This window comes from Pelotomaculum propionicicum (assembly GCF_048984525.1).
Classification (GTDB): Bacteria; Bacillota; Desulfotomaculia; order Desulfotomaculales; family Pelotomaculaceae; genus Syntrophopropionicum; species Syntrophopropionicum propionicicum_A.
Genome location: NZ_JBMGJC010000004.1, coordinates 20,860 through 36,049, shown reverse-complemented (window position 1 = coordinate 36,049; position 15,190 = coordinate 20,860). Strand labels below are relative to the sequence as shown.

Annotated in this window: 12 protein-coding genes; 2 read left to right on the top strand and 10 right to left on the bottom strand. The window is 52.5% G+C overall.

Annotated features, from left to right (window positions below; translation table 11 throughout):
* Positions 1-20: 20 nt before the first annotated feature.
* The 7 genes from ACOBQJ_RS05355 to ACOBQJ_RS05325 all read right to left on the bottom strand — a co-directional run bounded on the left by ACOBQJ_RS05355 (position 21) and on the right by ACOBQJ_RS05325 (position 7,916).
* Positions 21-1,052 (bottom strand): rod shape-determining protein, encoded by a 1,032-nt coding sequence (locus ACOBQJ_RS05355; protein ID WP_421070927.1) that lies wholly within the window; start codon positions 1,050-1,052, stop codon positions 21-23.
* A 45-nt stretch (positions 1,053-1,097) separates the two neighbouring features.
* Entirely contained in the window at positions 1,098-1,793 is a 696-nt protein-coding gene (gene radC / locus ACOBQJ_RS05350; RefSeq protein WP_421070701.1) for a RadC family protein, read from the bottom strand.
* Positions 1,794-1,866: 73 nt separating this feature from the next.
* Positions 1,867-2,442 (bottom strand): Maf family protein, encoded by a 576-nt coding sequence (locus ACOBQJ_RS05345; protein ID WP_421070700.1) that lies wholly within the window; start codon positions 2,440-2,442, stop codon positions 1,867-1,869.
* Between the two features lie 4 nt (positions 2,443-2,446).
* Positions 2,447-2,704 (bottom strand): DUF4321 domain-containing protein, encoded by a 258-nt coding sequence (locus tag ACOBQJ_RS05340; protein ID WP_421070699.1) that lies wholly within the window; start codon positions 2,702-2,704, stop codon positions 2,447-2,449.
* A gap of 152 nt (positions 2,705-2,856) precedes the next feature.
* On the bottom strand, positions 2,857-4,152 hold the full coding sequence (locus tag ACOBQJ_RS05335; protein WP_421070698.1) for a bifunctional folylpolyglutamate synthase/dihydrofolate synthase: 1,296 nt from the start codon (positions 4,150-4,152) through the stop codon (positions 2,857-2,859).
* 89 nt (positions 4,153-4,241) lie between these two features.
* Entirely contained in the window at positions 4,242-6,872 is a 2,631-nt protein-coding gene (locus tag ACOBQJ_RS05330) for a valine--tRNA ligase (protein WP_421070926.1), read from the bottom strand.
* A gap of 588 nt (positions 6,873-7,460) precedes the next feature.
* On the bottom strand, positions 7,461-7,916 hold the full coding sequence (locus ACOBQJ_RS05325) for a TIGR04086 family membrane protein (RefSeq protein ID WP_421070697.1): 456 nt from the start codon (positions 7,914-7,916) through the stop codon (positions 7,461-7,463).
* Positions 7,917-8,068: 152 nt separating this feature from the next.
* Between ACOBQJ_RS05325 and ACOBQJ_RS05320 the strand changes: the two genes are divergently transcribed.
* A complete protein-coding gene (locus ACOBQJ_RS05320; protein WP_421070696.1) occupies positions 8,069-9,142 on the top strand; it encodes an ABC transporter substrate-binding protein in 1,074 nt (357 codons plus the stop codon).
* A gap of 92 nt (positions 9,143-9,234) precedes the next feature.
* Positions 9,235-9,867 (top strand): hypothetical protein, encoded by a 633-nt coding sequence (locus ACOBQJ_RS05315; protein ID WP_421070695.1) that lies wholly within the window; start codon positions 9,235-9,237, stop codon positions 9,865-9,867.
* Between the two features lie 172 nt (positions 9,868-10,039).
* On the opposite strand, the gene yihA is transcribed toward ACOBQJ_RS05315, so the two are convergent.
* The 3 genes from yihA to lonB form a co-directional block, all read right to left on the bottom strand.
* On the bottom strand, positions 10,040-10,675 hold the full coding sequence (gene yihA, locus ACOBQJ_RS05310) for a ribosome biogenesis GTP-binding protein YihA/YsxC (RefSeq protein ID WP_421070694.1): 636 nt from the start codon (positions 10,673-10,675) through the stop codon (positions 10,040-10,042).
* Positions 10,672-13,089 (bottom strand): endopeptidase La, encoded by a 2,418-nt coding sequence (gene lon, locus ACOBQJ_RS05305; RefSeq protein ID WP_421070693.1) that lies wholly within the window; start codon positions 13,087-13,089, stop codon positions 10,672-10,674. The genes yihA and lon overlap by 4 nt, the downstream gene beginning before the upstream one ends.
* Positions 13,090-13,318: 229 nt before the next feature.
* Positions 13,319-15,040, bottom strand: a complete 1,722-nt coding sequence (lonB, locus tag ACOBQJ_RS05300; RefSeq protein WP_421070692.1) for an ATP-dependent protease LonB — start codon at positions 15,038-15,040, stop codon at positions 13,319-13,321.
* Between the last annotated feature and the right edge of the window lie 150 nt (positions 15,041-15,190).

The following is a 15,190-nucleotide window of genomic DNA, read 5'->3' as shown; positions in this document are numbered from 1 at the left end:
CTGTGAAAATTGTTTTATCCTTAGGCAAGTTTTTTAGGCTGTATCAGCACCTTGCGCAGCACATCGATATTTTCCAGGACCCGCCCGGCGCCGTATGCAACTGCCAGCAATGGTTCATCCGCGAGGTGCACGGGCATGCCCGTCTCTTCGCTGACCAGGCGGTCGAGGCCGCGCAGGAGCGAGCCGCCGCCGGCCATAACAATGCCGCGGTCCATTATATCAGCCGCCAGTTCGGGCGGTGTGTGTTCAAGCGTGTTCTTTATCGAGTCAATAATGCTGGTGACCGGTTCGGAAAGCGCCTTGTATATTTCAACCGAAGTTATTTGAACGGTTTTTGGCAGCCCTGTGACCAGGTCACGCCCCCGCACCTCGTCAGTTTCGATGGTTTCTATAGGATAAGCCGAGCCTATTTGTATTTTAATCTGTTCAGCCGTGCGCTCACCGATCATCAGGTTGTAAGTGCGTTTAACGTGGTTAATAATCGACTCGTCCATTTCATCGCTGGCAATACGAATGGAACGGCTGGTAACAATACCGCCCAGTGATATAACCGCCACCTCGGTGGTACCCCCGCCTATATCTACAATCATATTGCCTGTGGGCTCATGGACCGGCAACCCGGAACCGATTGCCGCGGCCATTGGTTCTTCAATAAGGTAGGCTTCCCTGGCGCCGGCCTGGAGCGCTGCCTCGCGCACCGCTCTTTCTTCCACGGCGGTAACGCCTGAGGGCACACCAACCACTACCCTGGGGCGGACCATAAATGTACGTCCCCGCAACGACTTGTTTATAAAATATTTTATCATACTCTGAGTTACGTCAAAGTCCGCTATAACCCCGTCTCTAAGAGGCCTTATGGCCACTATGTTTCCGGGGGTGCGGCCAATCATCCTTTTAGCCTCTTCTCCAACGGCCAGGACCTGGCCCGAGTCTTTCTGAATCGCCACTACCGAGGGCTCCCGGATTACAATTCCTTTCCCTTTAACATAAACCAGGGAGTTGGCAGTGCCTAAATCCATCCCCATATCTTTTGAAAACAGACCGATGCGCATCATCCGGCCCCTTTCTATAAAAAATATACTTGTTGCTATAAAAATTCAAATTAAACCATTGGCCTTAAAACTCGTGAATTTATTATCTCCAATAATGATGTGATCTAGGACATCTATACCTATAATATTTCCGGCTTCTTTAACCCTGAGGGTTATATCCTTGTCTTCCCTGCTTGGCGACGGGTCTCCGCTGGGGTGGTTATGCACCAGGATAACTGAGGCCGCGCCCCGTTTTATCGCGTTGCGGAATAACTCCCTGGGATGCACGGCGGACGAGTTCAGGGTTCCCACAGACACCTTGTCCGTACCTATGACCTGGTTTTTGGTGTTCAGCAAAATTGCCCTGAAGTGCTCCCGGTCAAAATGCCTCATCTCTTCCATAACAAGAGAGGCGGCATCATCAGGCGACTTAATCACCGGGCGCCGGTGGTCGGAAAAACTTGAAGTCCTCCTGGCCAGTTCCAGCGCGGCCTTAACCTGACATGCCTTTGCCGGGCCCACACCCTTGATTTCACCCAATTCCTCAATAGTCGCCCCTAAAAGCAGCCGCAGGTTACTAAATTGAGCCATGATCTGTGAGGCGAGGTCGATTGCGGTTGCCTCCCGGGAGCCTGTCCTCAGAAGGATTGCCAGAAGCTCAATATCTGAAAGAGCTTCCGGGCCTTCTTTTAAAAGCCTTTCCCGAGGCCTGGTTTCCTCGGGAAGCTCTTTTATGGTCGGCCGGTAATGCGAGGGACCCATTATCACCAGCTCCAAAAAAAAAATTCACGGGATTTACAGGGTTAAAAGACCTTATATTTTGTTGTGAAAATTTCTAAAGAACCTTATAACCGAATACTTTGAGCATTTGTGCAAGCCTGGCCAGGGGGAGGCCAACCACGTTGGTGTAACACCCTTCCAGCCGCTTTATAAAAATTGCCGCCAGACCTTGTACGCCATATGATCCGGCTTTATCCAAAGGTTCTCCGGAAGCCACGTAGCGGCCGATTTCCTCGTCCTCCATGGCTCTGAAAAAAACCCTTGTTTTCTCATGCTCCACCAGGACTTTCCCGCTGCGGGCGTCGATCAGGGCTACTCCGGTTAACACCTCGTGGGCGCTGCCCTGCAGCCTGGAAAGCATGTCAAACGCTTCTTCCCCGTTCAGAGGTTTGCCTAAAACCTGCCCCTGCCATACCACCACAGTATCGGCGGCGATAACTATACCGTCATTCAAATCCCGGGCAACTGCCGCGGCTTTTCTCTCCGCCAGGCATTCAACCAGTTCCGGCGGGCTCAAGCCAGGCAGCAGGGGCTCGTCCACACAGCCAACCCTTATCTCAAAATTTAAACCTATTTGTTTCAGCAGTTCCGCCCGGCGGGGCGACGAGGAGGCAAGAATTAGTTTTTTCACTGTATCATATCCTGCGATAAACGACATAGCCAAGGATCATGCCTAGTGCGGTAAGGGGACCAAGGGCAAAAGTAAAGCCAAATGTTATGTTCAAAAACCTGAGGTCCAGGGTAGAGGGCTTTAATCCTATTAACGAAGTTGACTTCAACCAGGGCAGCACCTGCGACAGCGCGTCCCCAACGGCACTGCCGGTGAGTCCCCCTATCAGTATCAGCAGAACCAGTACCCAGCTGCTCCCATAACTCTTAAAACCCTTAGCCATAAATTTCACCTGAATCAAAAGGATTCCCTATTGAAAAAAAAATGCGCCGCATATCTAATACAGTTTATCATCTTAAGCATTTTATGACAAGCTGTGGAGAAAATTTTAAAATTATGTCAGATTTCGTATACTAACCCAATAATGCCATAATCTTATTCCTGTTGAAGCAGCCTCTCCCGTGCTTCCGCCACCATATAGAGAGAGCCGGTTACACATACCAGGTCCTTGGGCCCGGCCAGGGTTCCAGCTTTATTTAAAGCCTCACCTACGTCTTCCTCCAGGTAAATATCAGCGGCGTACCGGCCGGCTAACTCGGCCAGATGCCGCCAGTCACCTGACCTGGGGCTGTCAGGCCTGGTCACAACTACAGCCCTGGCGCCGGGAACAAGTTCTCCCACCACGCGCGCACGCTCCTTGTCGGCCAGCATACCCATCACCAGGACAATGTTTTTGTCCGGAAAGTAATCCTCCAGCGCCTGCTTAAGGCTCCTGGCTCCTTCAAAGTTATGCGCGCCGTCGATGATTGTAAGAGTTTTGCGATTAAAGATCTCAAGCCTGCCTGGCCATAGTGCCGACGCCAACCCTTTATATACCGCCCCGGCATTAACCGGCATGCCTGTATCACTTAGATTTTCCGCCGCCGCAATCGCAGTCACGGCATTTACCAGCTGGTGCCTGCCGAGCAGTTTTATTGTTAAGTTCTCGTATAACCCTTTTTGCCCGGTAACGGAAAAGCTCTGGCCGCTGAGTGAATGTGATATGGGCTCCCAGGTCAGCTCCTGCCCAACCCTGGTCAGCCGGCATCCTTTCTCACCGCAGACCTTTTCGATAACCTGCAGCCCTTCCCCGGCCGCGGCGGTCACTACCGGTGTTCCTGGCTTTATAATACCTGCCTTTACAGCCGCTATCTCCTTGATCGTATGGCCCAGGTAGTCCATGTGGTCCATGGCCACATTTGTTATCACCGACAGTACTGAAGGGGCCACGTTTGTTGAATCGATGGCCCCTCCCAGCCCGACTTCGAGCAGCAGGCAGTCCACTTTTTCCCTGGAAAAATACAAAAAAGCCAGGGCTGTGCCGACCTCAAACTCAGTTGGATGTTCGTGTCCTTCCGCCACCATGGCGTCCAGGTGAGGACGGAGTTCTGTCAGCAGCGCGGCAGCCCTTTCCGGTTTTATCCGCGCACCGTTTATCCTGTATCTTTCAGTGTAAGAATGGAGGTGGGGCGAGGTAAAGGCGCCAACCCGGTACCCCGCCTCACTCATGATTTCAGACAGCATGGCCGTGGTGGAGCCCTTGCCGTTTGTCCCGCCTATGTGGACAATATTCAGCCCGCTCCGGTGCGGGTCGCCCAGCCTTTTCAAAAGCTCTTCGATACGGCCAAGTCCCAGGTTAATGCCGAACTTGGTCAAGCCCCTCAGATAATCCATCGCTTCGTCGAAGTTCATATTTATGGCCCCTTATAAATATACGCCGCTATAGTAATTTTTCAGGCTTCAGAACCTAGCACACTCCATGGGAATATTCCAGTTTAGCTTTATTTTCCCTTCAGCATGGCCAGCCTTTCTTTGATGGCCGACTGTTTGCCGGACAGCTCTTCCTCCTTGGCCCTTTCCTTCTCAATAACATCAGCCGGGGCTTTCCCCAAAAACCCGGGGTTACCGAGCTTGCCGCGTACCCGGGCCAGGTCCTTCTCCACTAGCGACAGTTCTTTTTCCTGGCGGGCTACCTCTTTATCCACGTCGATCAGCCCTTTCAGGGGGACAAAGACCTCCACCCCTTTGGTCACGGCGTGAGCCGCCTGCTCCGGCGCTTTGTCCAGCCCGGCATAGGCCTTGACGCTGGCGTTGGCCAGGCCTTCTATATAATCCATATTTTTTTCTATTATTGACCTGGTATTATCCGGCGCCGTTAACAATACGTCAGCCTTACGGCCCGGCGGCACGTTCATCTCTCCGCGGATATGGCGGATAGCCTTGGTCACTTCCATCAGTATTTCCATTTCGTGTTCTGCTTCCAAATCCACAAGGTCCTCACGTGCCGCGGGCCAGGGAGCCCGCATGATGGTGATCCCGTGGGCGGGCAGGTGCTGCCAGATTTCTTCCGTAATAAAAGGCATAAACGGGTGCAGCAGTTCCAGCACTCCTTTTAAAACAGAGGACAGGACGCTTTGAGCCGTATACCTGTCTGAAGGGGTGGTTTTTCCATAAAGCCTTGGCTTGGCCAGCTCAATGTACCAGTCGCAGAATTCGTTCCAGATGAATTCATACAACACCCTGGCCGCTTCGCCCAGCTCGTATGCCTCCAGGAACCGGGTCGTCTCTTTTATCGCGGACTGGCAGCGGCTGATGATCCAGCGGTCCGCCAGGTTTAAAGGGCCTGGTTTTTCCTCCGGGTTATAATCCTCAAGGTTCATCAGGGTGAACCGTGACGCGTTCCACAGTTTGTTGGCAAAGTTGCGGGCCCCTTCAAGCCTTTCAAAATGAAAGCGCAGGTCGTTGCCGGGAGTGTTGCCTGTGACCAGCATGAAGCGCAGGCTGTCGGCCCCGTGAGACTCGATTACATCGATGGGGTCTACCCCGTTGCCAAGAGATTTGCTCATTTTCCTGCCCAGGGCGTCCATAACCAGCCCGTGGATAAAGACATCGCGGAACGGGACCTCGTTCATAAACGCCAGTCCGGAAAAAATCATCCGAGCTACCCAGAAAAAGATAATATCCCTCCCGGTCACCAATACCGTGGTCGGGTAGTAATAGGCCAGGTCCAGGGTCTTATGCGGCCAGCCCAACGTGGAAAACGGCCAAAGGGCCGAAGAAAACCAGGTATCCAGCACATCGGGGTCCTGCTCCATGGCTGTACCCCCGCACCTGGCACATTTGGCTACGGGTCCCCTGGAGGCGACCATCTCTTCACAGTCCCGGCAGTACCAAACCGGAATGCGGTGCCCCCACCACAGCTGGCGGGAAATGCACCAGTCACGTATGTTTTCCATCCAGTTCAGGTAGATTTTGGTGAAACGCTCAGGAATAAACCTGATCCGTCCCTCTTTTACGGCGTCTATAGCAGGCTTGGCCAGGGGCTTCATCTTGACAAACCACTGGCGGGAAAGCATCGGTTCGATGACAGTGCTGCAGCGATAGCAGTGGCCGACCGCGTGTGAGTGATCTTCAGTCTTGACCAGGAAGCCTTCGGCTTTTAAATCCCGCACGATCTTCTTGCGGCATTCATAGCGGTCGAGGCCTTGATACCGCGGCCCGGCTTCTTTATTCATCTTTCCTTCCTTATCAATTACAGCAACCTGGGGCAGGTTATGCCTCCTGCCCACCTCAAAGTCGTTGGGGTCATGGGCGGGTGTTATCTTCACAACCCCGGTGCCAAAGGAGGGATCTACATATTCATCGGTTATAACCGGCATCTCCCGTCCCACCAGGGGCAGGACCAGTATTTTTCCCACCAGGTCCCGGTAGCGCTCGTCGCCCGGGTGTACCGCCACCGCCACGTCGCCCAGCATTGTTTCCGGGCGGGTGGTTGCCAGGACCACATCTCCGCTGCCGTCTTTAAAAGGATACCTGATATGATAAAAATGCCCCGGCTGGTCAAGGTGTTCCACCTCGATGTCGGAAATGGTGGTATGGCACTTGGGGCACCAGTTTGTAATATAATAGTCCCTGTATATTAATCCCCGCTCATAAAGTTTGATGAAGACCTCCAGGACCGCTTCAGAGCACCCCTCGTCCATGGTGAAGCGCTCCCGCTGCCAGTCGCAGGAGGCGCCCAGCCTGCGCAGCTGGGTGGTGATCCTGTCGCCGTACTTTTCCTTCCAGGACCAGACATTTTTCAAAAACTCCTCGCGGCCGATGTCGTAACGGGAAACGCCTTCTTTGGCCAGGTTTTCTTCAACCTTGGCCTGGGTCGCTATACCGGCGTGGTCCGTACCCGGCAGCCACAGCGCGTTATATCCCTGCATCCTGCGCCAGCGGGTCAGGATATCCTGCAGGGTATTGTCCAGGGCATGCCCCATGTGCAGCTGCCCGGTTATATTCGGCGGGGGCATTACTATACAAAACGGTTCCTGCCCGGCGTTTACAACAGTATGGAAAAACCCGCTTTCTTCCCAGTGCCTGTACCTTTTCTCCTCGACCAACCGGGGGTCGTAAGTAGAAGGCATATCAGATTTAAACAATGATTCCACCCCTCCAATAATTAATAAAAAAATCCCCTCCGTCTCCAAGGACGGACGAGGGATTCGTCCGCGGTACCACCCTGATTCCAGCTAACTTTAAAATGCCCGCCGGGACTAATCTTCAGCAGCTTACTTAGCTCCTTACGTCCCGCGTCTCATTTCTAACATTTTAACTGGCGGCTCTATTATTCATGCTGTAACGGGCAAAACCCGCCGGCGCTTACTGTGCTTTCAGCGCTGGAGCTCCGGGGCGACAGGAACAGGCGCGGGCAGGAAACCTTGCAGCCTTGGGTTTCCTCTCTAACAACCCAAATTATACCCGGGGAACCTTCCCCTCCCTTTCACAGCCGTTAAATATAACTTACAAAATATAATAAAGATTTTGGGAGGCTGTGTCAACCGAAATAGGGCCCTTCACCCGTGGAAAACACTATAAATATCTGCTTTTAAACCCTTCTTTATAGTTACTCGGCAATTAATAAACCCCAGATCCTTCTAATAAGACCCGGGGTTAATGCTTAAACAATTTGAAATCCCGTTAATCCTGTCTATTTGTTTTAATTTTTTGCTCATTTAAAGATATGGCCGCTCCCTGGCGGGAAGCCTTTTCCTGATATGCGAATTAACGCCTAAAAGGCCGCCTATGGAGCCCGCAATTCCCAGCATCAGCGCCCGCGCAATCAGTTCGGCTGCGCTGAAGCTTTCAGTGCTGCCGGTGAAAAATAATACAGCCAGCAGCAGGCCATATATCAAGCCCACCAAAAAGCCGTGCGCCAGCCCCATTGACCCCGCCGCCCTGCCGCAGACGGCGCCGCCGGTAACAGCACCAAAAATGGAGCCTGCTATGACAAAAATACTGAAGTTATACACCGGTCCCGAGGAAAGAACAACCCAGGCAAACATTAAGACGCAGGCGGCAAAAGTCACCCCCAGGGCCCAGGCCAGGCCAAACAGCACCGCCCCGGATCTGAATCTTCTAAAAACGGGCGCCTGGTGTTTGGACCAGTGCACAAAAGTAACCCGCTTCAAACCGACACCTCCTTTTGGCTTATATTTTATACTATGCTTTGTCTGCCATATTATGCAAATATTGCCTTTGTTTTTCGATACAAGCATTAGCATCAAAACTTTTTGCCTGAAATAGTAATTTAAAAAAGATAAGGGAATGGGAGGGGTTGTCTTTGCAGTCCAGGACTAAAATAATAATTGCAATCCTTATTTTTTTGGGGGCCGTTTCTATTGCCGCTGTAGTTCACAGCGTCAAAAAACCGGCTGTGGTAGAACAAATCCACACAGTAAGGGTTTTGGAATCTCTGCGTTCACCCTATTACCTGCCCCAGTACCTGGCTCAAAACCTCGGTTTTTTTAAGGAACAGAACCTAAACGTGACAATCAGCGCAACAAGCCCCGAAGCCATACGCAACGCGCTGGCAGACGGCAGGGCGGACATAGTTATCTGCGGCTTGCAGAAAATAATGTTTAACCCAGCTTCAAAATTCCCCCAACCGAAGATATTTGCCGTGGCGGCAGCCCGGGACGGCTCCCTGCTCCTGGCCAGGCAGGATACGGAAGGTTTTCAGTGGCAGAACCTGAAGCACAAAACCATCATCGGCGGTTCACATGATGACAGCTCGGAAATAGCCCTTGAAGATGTTTTAAAAAATCACGGCCTGCCTCCCTACAGGGAAGTAACCATATATTATAATATCCCCGACAACCTCCGGACGGCCGCCTTTCGTGCCGGTACAGGCAACTACATTCAAATGCTGGAGCCAGAAGCATCTCTTGCCGAATTTAATGGCTATGGCCGGGTTGTCGCCTCAGTCGGCAGCGCCGCCGGGGATATGGCAGTCACGGCCTACGCCGCCATGCCCTCAAACATCGAATCAAACCCCGAAATGTTCCAGAAATTCACCAACGCAATTTATAAAGCACAGCTGTGGATGAGCAAGCACAGCGCCGAGGAAGCAGCGGAAGCCGCCGCCGTTTCATTCCCAAACCTTGATCAAACAGTGCTGCTGAAGTCGATCCAGCGCTACCAGTCACTGGGGGTTTGGGCCGCCAACCCGGTTATACCGGAGGAATCATACGAAAGATTTCACAGAGCGGCAAAAAATTCCGGGGAAATCGCCGGTTCGGTCCCCTATGAATCGATCGTTATTAACGATTTTGCCCTGAACGCTGTGCAAACCGTGGTTTACATGCCCGAGGATGAGAAGAAAGAGAACATTTTCCAACGTATTTTCGGCAGGTAACAGCCAGCCTCCGCAAAAGGCGGGGGTTTTTTATTATGTATTAATTGAGCCGGGGCAGAAAACAATATTAAAAAACAACGGAGGTATCAAAAATGCGAAAAATATTGATTATTACGCTGCTGCTGTGTCTCAGCCTCTGCGCCGGCTGTTCAGCCTTGCAGCAGCCGGCGCCGGCACCAGAACCCACGCCCTCGGTGGTCCCCGAGACATCAAAGTTAGGTTTTAGCCCGGTCGACTTAAATAAAGCGCCTGACGTGATAAAAAATATCGCCTCAGACATCTCCAAGAGGGAGGCGGCGACCTGGGCCCAAGTCAACGGTACCAACTATATCCTCGCCAGTGTTGGGGAAAACACAAAATACAAAGTTGAGATTACAGACGTTATTCAAAAGGTCCCAGCGCAGGATTTTATATTGATTGAGGTCAAGGGCAAATACGTGGATCTCAAGGAGGGCGAAAAAGGCGGCCAGGTTACGGCGATAAGCCTGAACCCGCCCAACAGGACGATAAACGGAGCCGGATTTGAGATCGTCAAGGCAGCGGCGGCTGCGCCGACAACACCGGCTCCAACGACGCAAACTCCGGCCCCGGCCGCCCAGAAGCCAAAAACAACACCAACAGCGCCCACACCGGCGCCAACAACCGAGCAGGGCAAGACGACTACTGAGCAGACTAAGAAAACACCGCCCTCCGAAACCAACGGGGAAAACTCAAATTCAAGATAAGCCGCTTGCCGACAAAACAATCCCAGGGTAAAAAACCCTGGGATTAATTCTTACCGGGTGACAGAGAACAGTCCTCTCTCACCCTCATCATATTTTAGTTGGCGGGTTAAAACCCGCCCTACTATTTTAAGGAATTGCTTTTAAAAAGACCCTGGTGGAATGCAGAATATACTCACGTCTCACGTCCCACGTCCCACGTCTCATGTCTCACGTCCCGCGACTCACTTGCCACCCAGCGGCCGATTATTTCAAGCAGTTCTTCTCGTCCCTGGCCGGTTACGCTGGAGAAAGGCAGCAGCAGGTCCCCCTCCGCCAGCGGCAGGGCGGCGCGGATGGTTTTCAAGGACTGCAGCAGCCTGGAACGGGAATTTTTATCCGCCTTGGTGGCCACGACCGCTGCCTCCACACCCCGGTGTTTCAGCCATTCGTACATCTGAATATCCTGGGCGGTGGGCGGGTGGCGGCTGTCTACCAGCATCACGACGCCTTTTAGATTCTTCCTGCTATTCAGGTAGCCCTCCACCATTTTCCGCCAAACTTCCTTCTCCTGCAGCGGAACCTTAGCATAACCGTAACCGGGCAGATCGACAAGGTGGAAATCGCCGTTAACCCTGAAAAAGTTTATCAGGCGGGTGCGGCCGGGAGTGTTGCTGGTGCGGGCGAGTCCACGCCTGTTGACAAGTTTGTTTAAAAGCGAAGACTTCCCCACATTAGAACGCCCGGCCAGGGCAACTTCAGGAAGCTCCCCGGCCGGGTAGTCAGCGGCCTTCACCGCACTGGTAACAAATTCGGCGCACTTTATTTTCATGAAGGGATCTGGGTACCCCCCTCGTTTACCACAACCGGCGTGTAAGCCGGCGGCTGCGGCATAACAGGCGCGTCAGCTGACATGGGCACCGGCAGGTACTCCTTTTCAGCGAGTGCCTCTTCAAGCACCTGGTCCATGTGGTCAACCAGGACAAATTTCATTTTATCTTTGACTTTTTTCGGGATTTCATCCAAATCCTTTTTATTATCCTTGGGCATAATCACGGTTTTTATACCTGCCCGGTGTGCGGCCAGCACTTTTTCCTTGAGCCCCCCGATGGGCAGGACCCTGCCGCGCAGGGTGATCTCTCCAGTCATGGCCACGTCATGCCGCACCTTTCGCCCGGTAATAGCCGAAGCCAGGGCTGACGCCATGGTGATTCCGGCAGAGGGACCGTCCTTGGGGATCGCCCCTTCCGGAATATGAATGTGGATGTCCTGCTTGTCATACAGGTCTTCGTCAATGTTCAATTCGCCGGCGCGGCTGCGGACATAGCTGTACCCGGCCTGGGCCGATTCTTTCATCACGTCGCCCAGCTTGCCGGTTAAAGTAAGCCGGCCTGTGCCTTTATAAACTGACACTTCGATGGCAAGGGTGTCGCCGCCTACTTCCGTCCAGGCCAGACCGGTAGCCACTCCGACCTGGTCGTCCAATTCAGCCATTCCATAGCGGAAACGGGCTGTACCAAGGAACTGGTTCAGGTTGGAAGAAGTCACCTGGAGCTTCTTGATCTTGTCGGTGACAACCTGCCTCGCGGTCTTGCGGCAGATGGTGGCGATCTGTCTTTCCAGGTTGCGGACACCTGATTCACGGGTATACTCCCGGATTATTTTCCGTATGGTATTTTCGGATATCCTCAGCATTTCCTTGCTGAGGCCGTGTTCTTTAATTTGCTTCGGCAGCAGATGCCGGATGGCAATCTGCACTTTTTCCTCCTCAGTGTACCCCGACAGCTGGATGATTTCCATCCTGTCCAGCAGAGGGCGGGGTATGTTCTGCTGCACATTGGCGGTTGTAATGAACATTACATTGGACAGATCAAAAGGAGCCTCAATGTAATGGTCGCTGAAGGTATTGTTCTGCTCCGGATCCAGCACCTCTAGAAGGGCGGCCGACGGGTCCCCGCGAAAGTCCATGCTCATTTTATCAACTTCGTCCAGCAGGAATACCGGGTTTCTGGAACCGGCCTGGCGGATGCCCTGGATGACCCTGCCCGGCATGGCGCCTACATAGGTGCGCCGGTGGCCGCGGATCTCAGCCTCGTCCCTGACACCGCCGAGTGACATCCGGATAAATTTGCGTTCCAGGGCGCGGGCAATCGAGCGGCCCAGGGAAGTCTTGCCTACCCCCGGCGGCCCGACGAAACAAATAATCGGCCCCTTCATTTTTTTGGCCAGCTTGCGGATGGCCAGGTACTCCAGGATACGCTCCTTAACGGTTTTTAAACCATAATGGTCCTCTTCCAGAATATTTTCAGCCGCTTTCAGGTCCAGCCGGTCTCTCGTCCCCTTATTCCAGGGTAACGCGAGCAGCCAGTCAAGGTAGTTGCGCACAACTGCGGCCTCAGCGGCCATGGGAGGCATCTTTTCCAGGCGCTCCACTTCCTTGAGCGCCTTCTCCTCCACCTCTTTGGGGAATTTAGCCTCGGCAATTTTCTCCCGCAGCTCTTCCCCCTCGGCCATACGCTCGTCTTTTTCGCCCAGTTCTTTCTGGATGGCCTTCATCTGTTCGCGGAGGTAATATTCCTTTTGTGTTTTTTCCATCTGCTTGCGCACACGGATGTTTATTTTGCGCTCGAGCTCGACGATCTCCAGCTCTTTAGCCACGATAGCACAAAGCTTTTCAAGCCTTCTGACGATGTCAACGGCCTCAAGAATACCCTGCTTATCCTCTATTCGCAGCGCCAGGTGGGAAGCTATGATATCAGCCAGCCGCCCCGGTTCCTCCAGGTTAACCACTGAAACAACCGTTTCAGGAGGAATACGCTTTGACAGCTTGACATACTGTTCAAACTGGTATACCAGGCTGCGCATCAAAGCCTCAATCTCACTGTTCTTCTTGAAATCCTCTGAATACTGTTCGACTTCAACCTGGAAGTACGGGTCTTCAGATATAAAACGGTTGATTTTAGCCCTGGCGATCCCTTCAACCAGGACCCTTATCGTGCCGCCGGGCAGCTTCAACAGCTGCTTAACCTCAGCGACGGTCCCTATTTGATAAATATCATCCTCACCCGGTTCATCGGTCTGAGCTTCTTTCTGAGTAGCAAGATAAATAATCCTGTCTTGAATCATAGCCTCTTCAATTGCCTGCACAGACTTGGTGCGGCCGACATCCAGGTGTATAACCATGTACGGAAAGACAAGTAAACCCCTTAAAGGCAACAGGGGAAGGACTTTAGTTTCCGATCTCAAAGCTGCACCTCCTTTTCTGTATTGTATTGTGATCAGTGTTTCTTAGGGCAGGAATTTACAGTTTCATTTTATCATAAATGTTAAAAACACTGCCATAGTAATAATTACCGCGAATAGTACAAACCCGGCCTCTGCCGGGTTATTAGGAGAAGTTGCGTATGGCGCACAAAGATTTACGCGATATTGGTTATTATACATAGTTTTTTCTTAGTTCTTATCCAAGCCGCCCCTATTTTGAAAGTGTCTGACCCGCGCCAAAACCCGTGGCGCTGAGTATATCAAGAGCAGCCGGCGCTTTTAATTCCCGTTTTCTCCCTTTAGGCTTTCTGATTAAAGCAGCCTGGAATACCTCCTCCAGCCTTTCAGCCGGAATTACTTTAACACCAGGCAGATTTTTGAAAAGGTCCTGGTAGTTTTCGGCCGGCACCACTACCTTCGAAGCGCCAGCCTGGCGCGCGGCCTCAACTTTTGCCACCACCCCGCCGATCGGCTTGACCAGGCCGCGGATAGATATTTCTCCGGTCATGGCGACCTTGTTGTCAACTGGAAAACCCGTGATCGCCGAATAAATCGCGGTCGCTATGGTTATACCCGCGGATGGGCCGTCGGCAGGAGCGCCGCCCGGGAAATTCACATGTATGTCAAAGTCACGGGGGTCAATTTCCATTGTCCGCCTGAGTACGGTCAAAACATTTTCCACCGAACTTCTGGCCATGCTTTTACGCCGCACGGTCCGGCCGCCGCCGCCGATTTCTTCCTCGTCAACCATGCCTGTTACCGTAAGCCTGCCCTGCCCGCACTCTGCCGGGATGGCGTTAGCTTCCACTTCTAATAATATTCCCAGGTTCGGACCATATACGGCAAGGCCGTTGACAACACCGACCTGCGGCCGGGCCGGGATTTTTTTCTCCGGCCTGGGAGTGTACTGACCGCTGTGGATAACCCACTCAATGTCAGCGGCGCGGATTTCTCCCCGGCCTTCCGTAATGGCAATACCGGCGGCAATCTGAATAATATTCACCGCCTCGCGCCCGTTGGTGGCATACTTTTTGACGACATCCAGCGCGCCAGCCTGGAGGGGGATGTCTATTTTATCAGCCGCGTTCCTGGCTATTTTCTCGATCTCGTCAGGCAGGAGCTGGCGGAAGTATATCTCCAGGCAGCGGGAGCGGATAGCGGGAGATATATGCTCAGCTTCCCTGGTTGTGGCCCCGACCATGCGGAAGTCTGCCGGCAGCCCGTTTTGGAAGATATCGTGGATGTGGCTCGGGATATTGTTGTCTTCCGAGCTGTAATAAGCGCTTTCCAGGATCACCTTGCGGTCTTCCATCACTTTGAGCAGCTTATTGAGCTGAATCGGATGAAGTTCCCCTATTTCGTCGATAAACAGCATCCCCCCGTGTGCCTTTGTCACTGCGCCCGCTTTGGGCTGGGGAATTCCTGCCATACCCATTGGCCCCGCTCCCTGGTAGATGGGGTCATGCACGGAGCCGATAAGCGGGTCGGCGATGCCGCGTTCATCAAAACGCGCTGTAGTGGCGTCTATTTCTATAAAACTGGCATCGTTTTGAAAAGGCGAGCATGAATTCTTTTTCGCCTCCTCCATCACCAGCCTGGCCGCGGCGGTTTTTCCCACACCGGGAGGCCCGTAGATGATCACGTGCTGCGGGTTGGGACCGCAGAGGGCTGCCCGCAGGGATTTCAAACCTTCCATCTGCCCAATAATTTCATCAAAGCTGGCCGGGCGTGTTTTTTCAGAAAGCGGTTCGGTCAGCGATATTGAGCGCATCCTCTGAAGCTTCTCAATCTCTTTTCTGGATTCTTTTTCAACCGCGTTCTTATTCCCGTTCTGGGCCTTTAGCAAATTCCAAAAATAAAGGCCTATGATTACCGCGAAAAAAACCTGGATAAATGTCAGAAAACTTCCTATGCCGGAGGGAAACCCTTCCATTTACTAGTCCTCCTTAAAGATGGTTCTACCTTTTAGTATTGCTAAATTTTTCACATTCTAACCTTACCCGCCTTAAAAAGACCAATATGTACAAAAAGAACAATTCCATGCTTTAAATGAAAACAAAATATGTACTATAGTTCTAATATA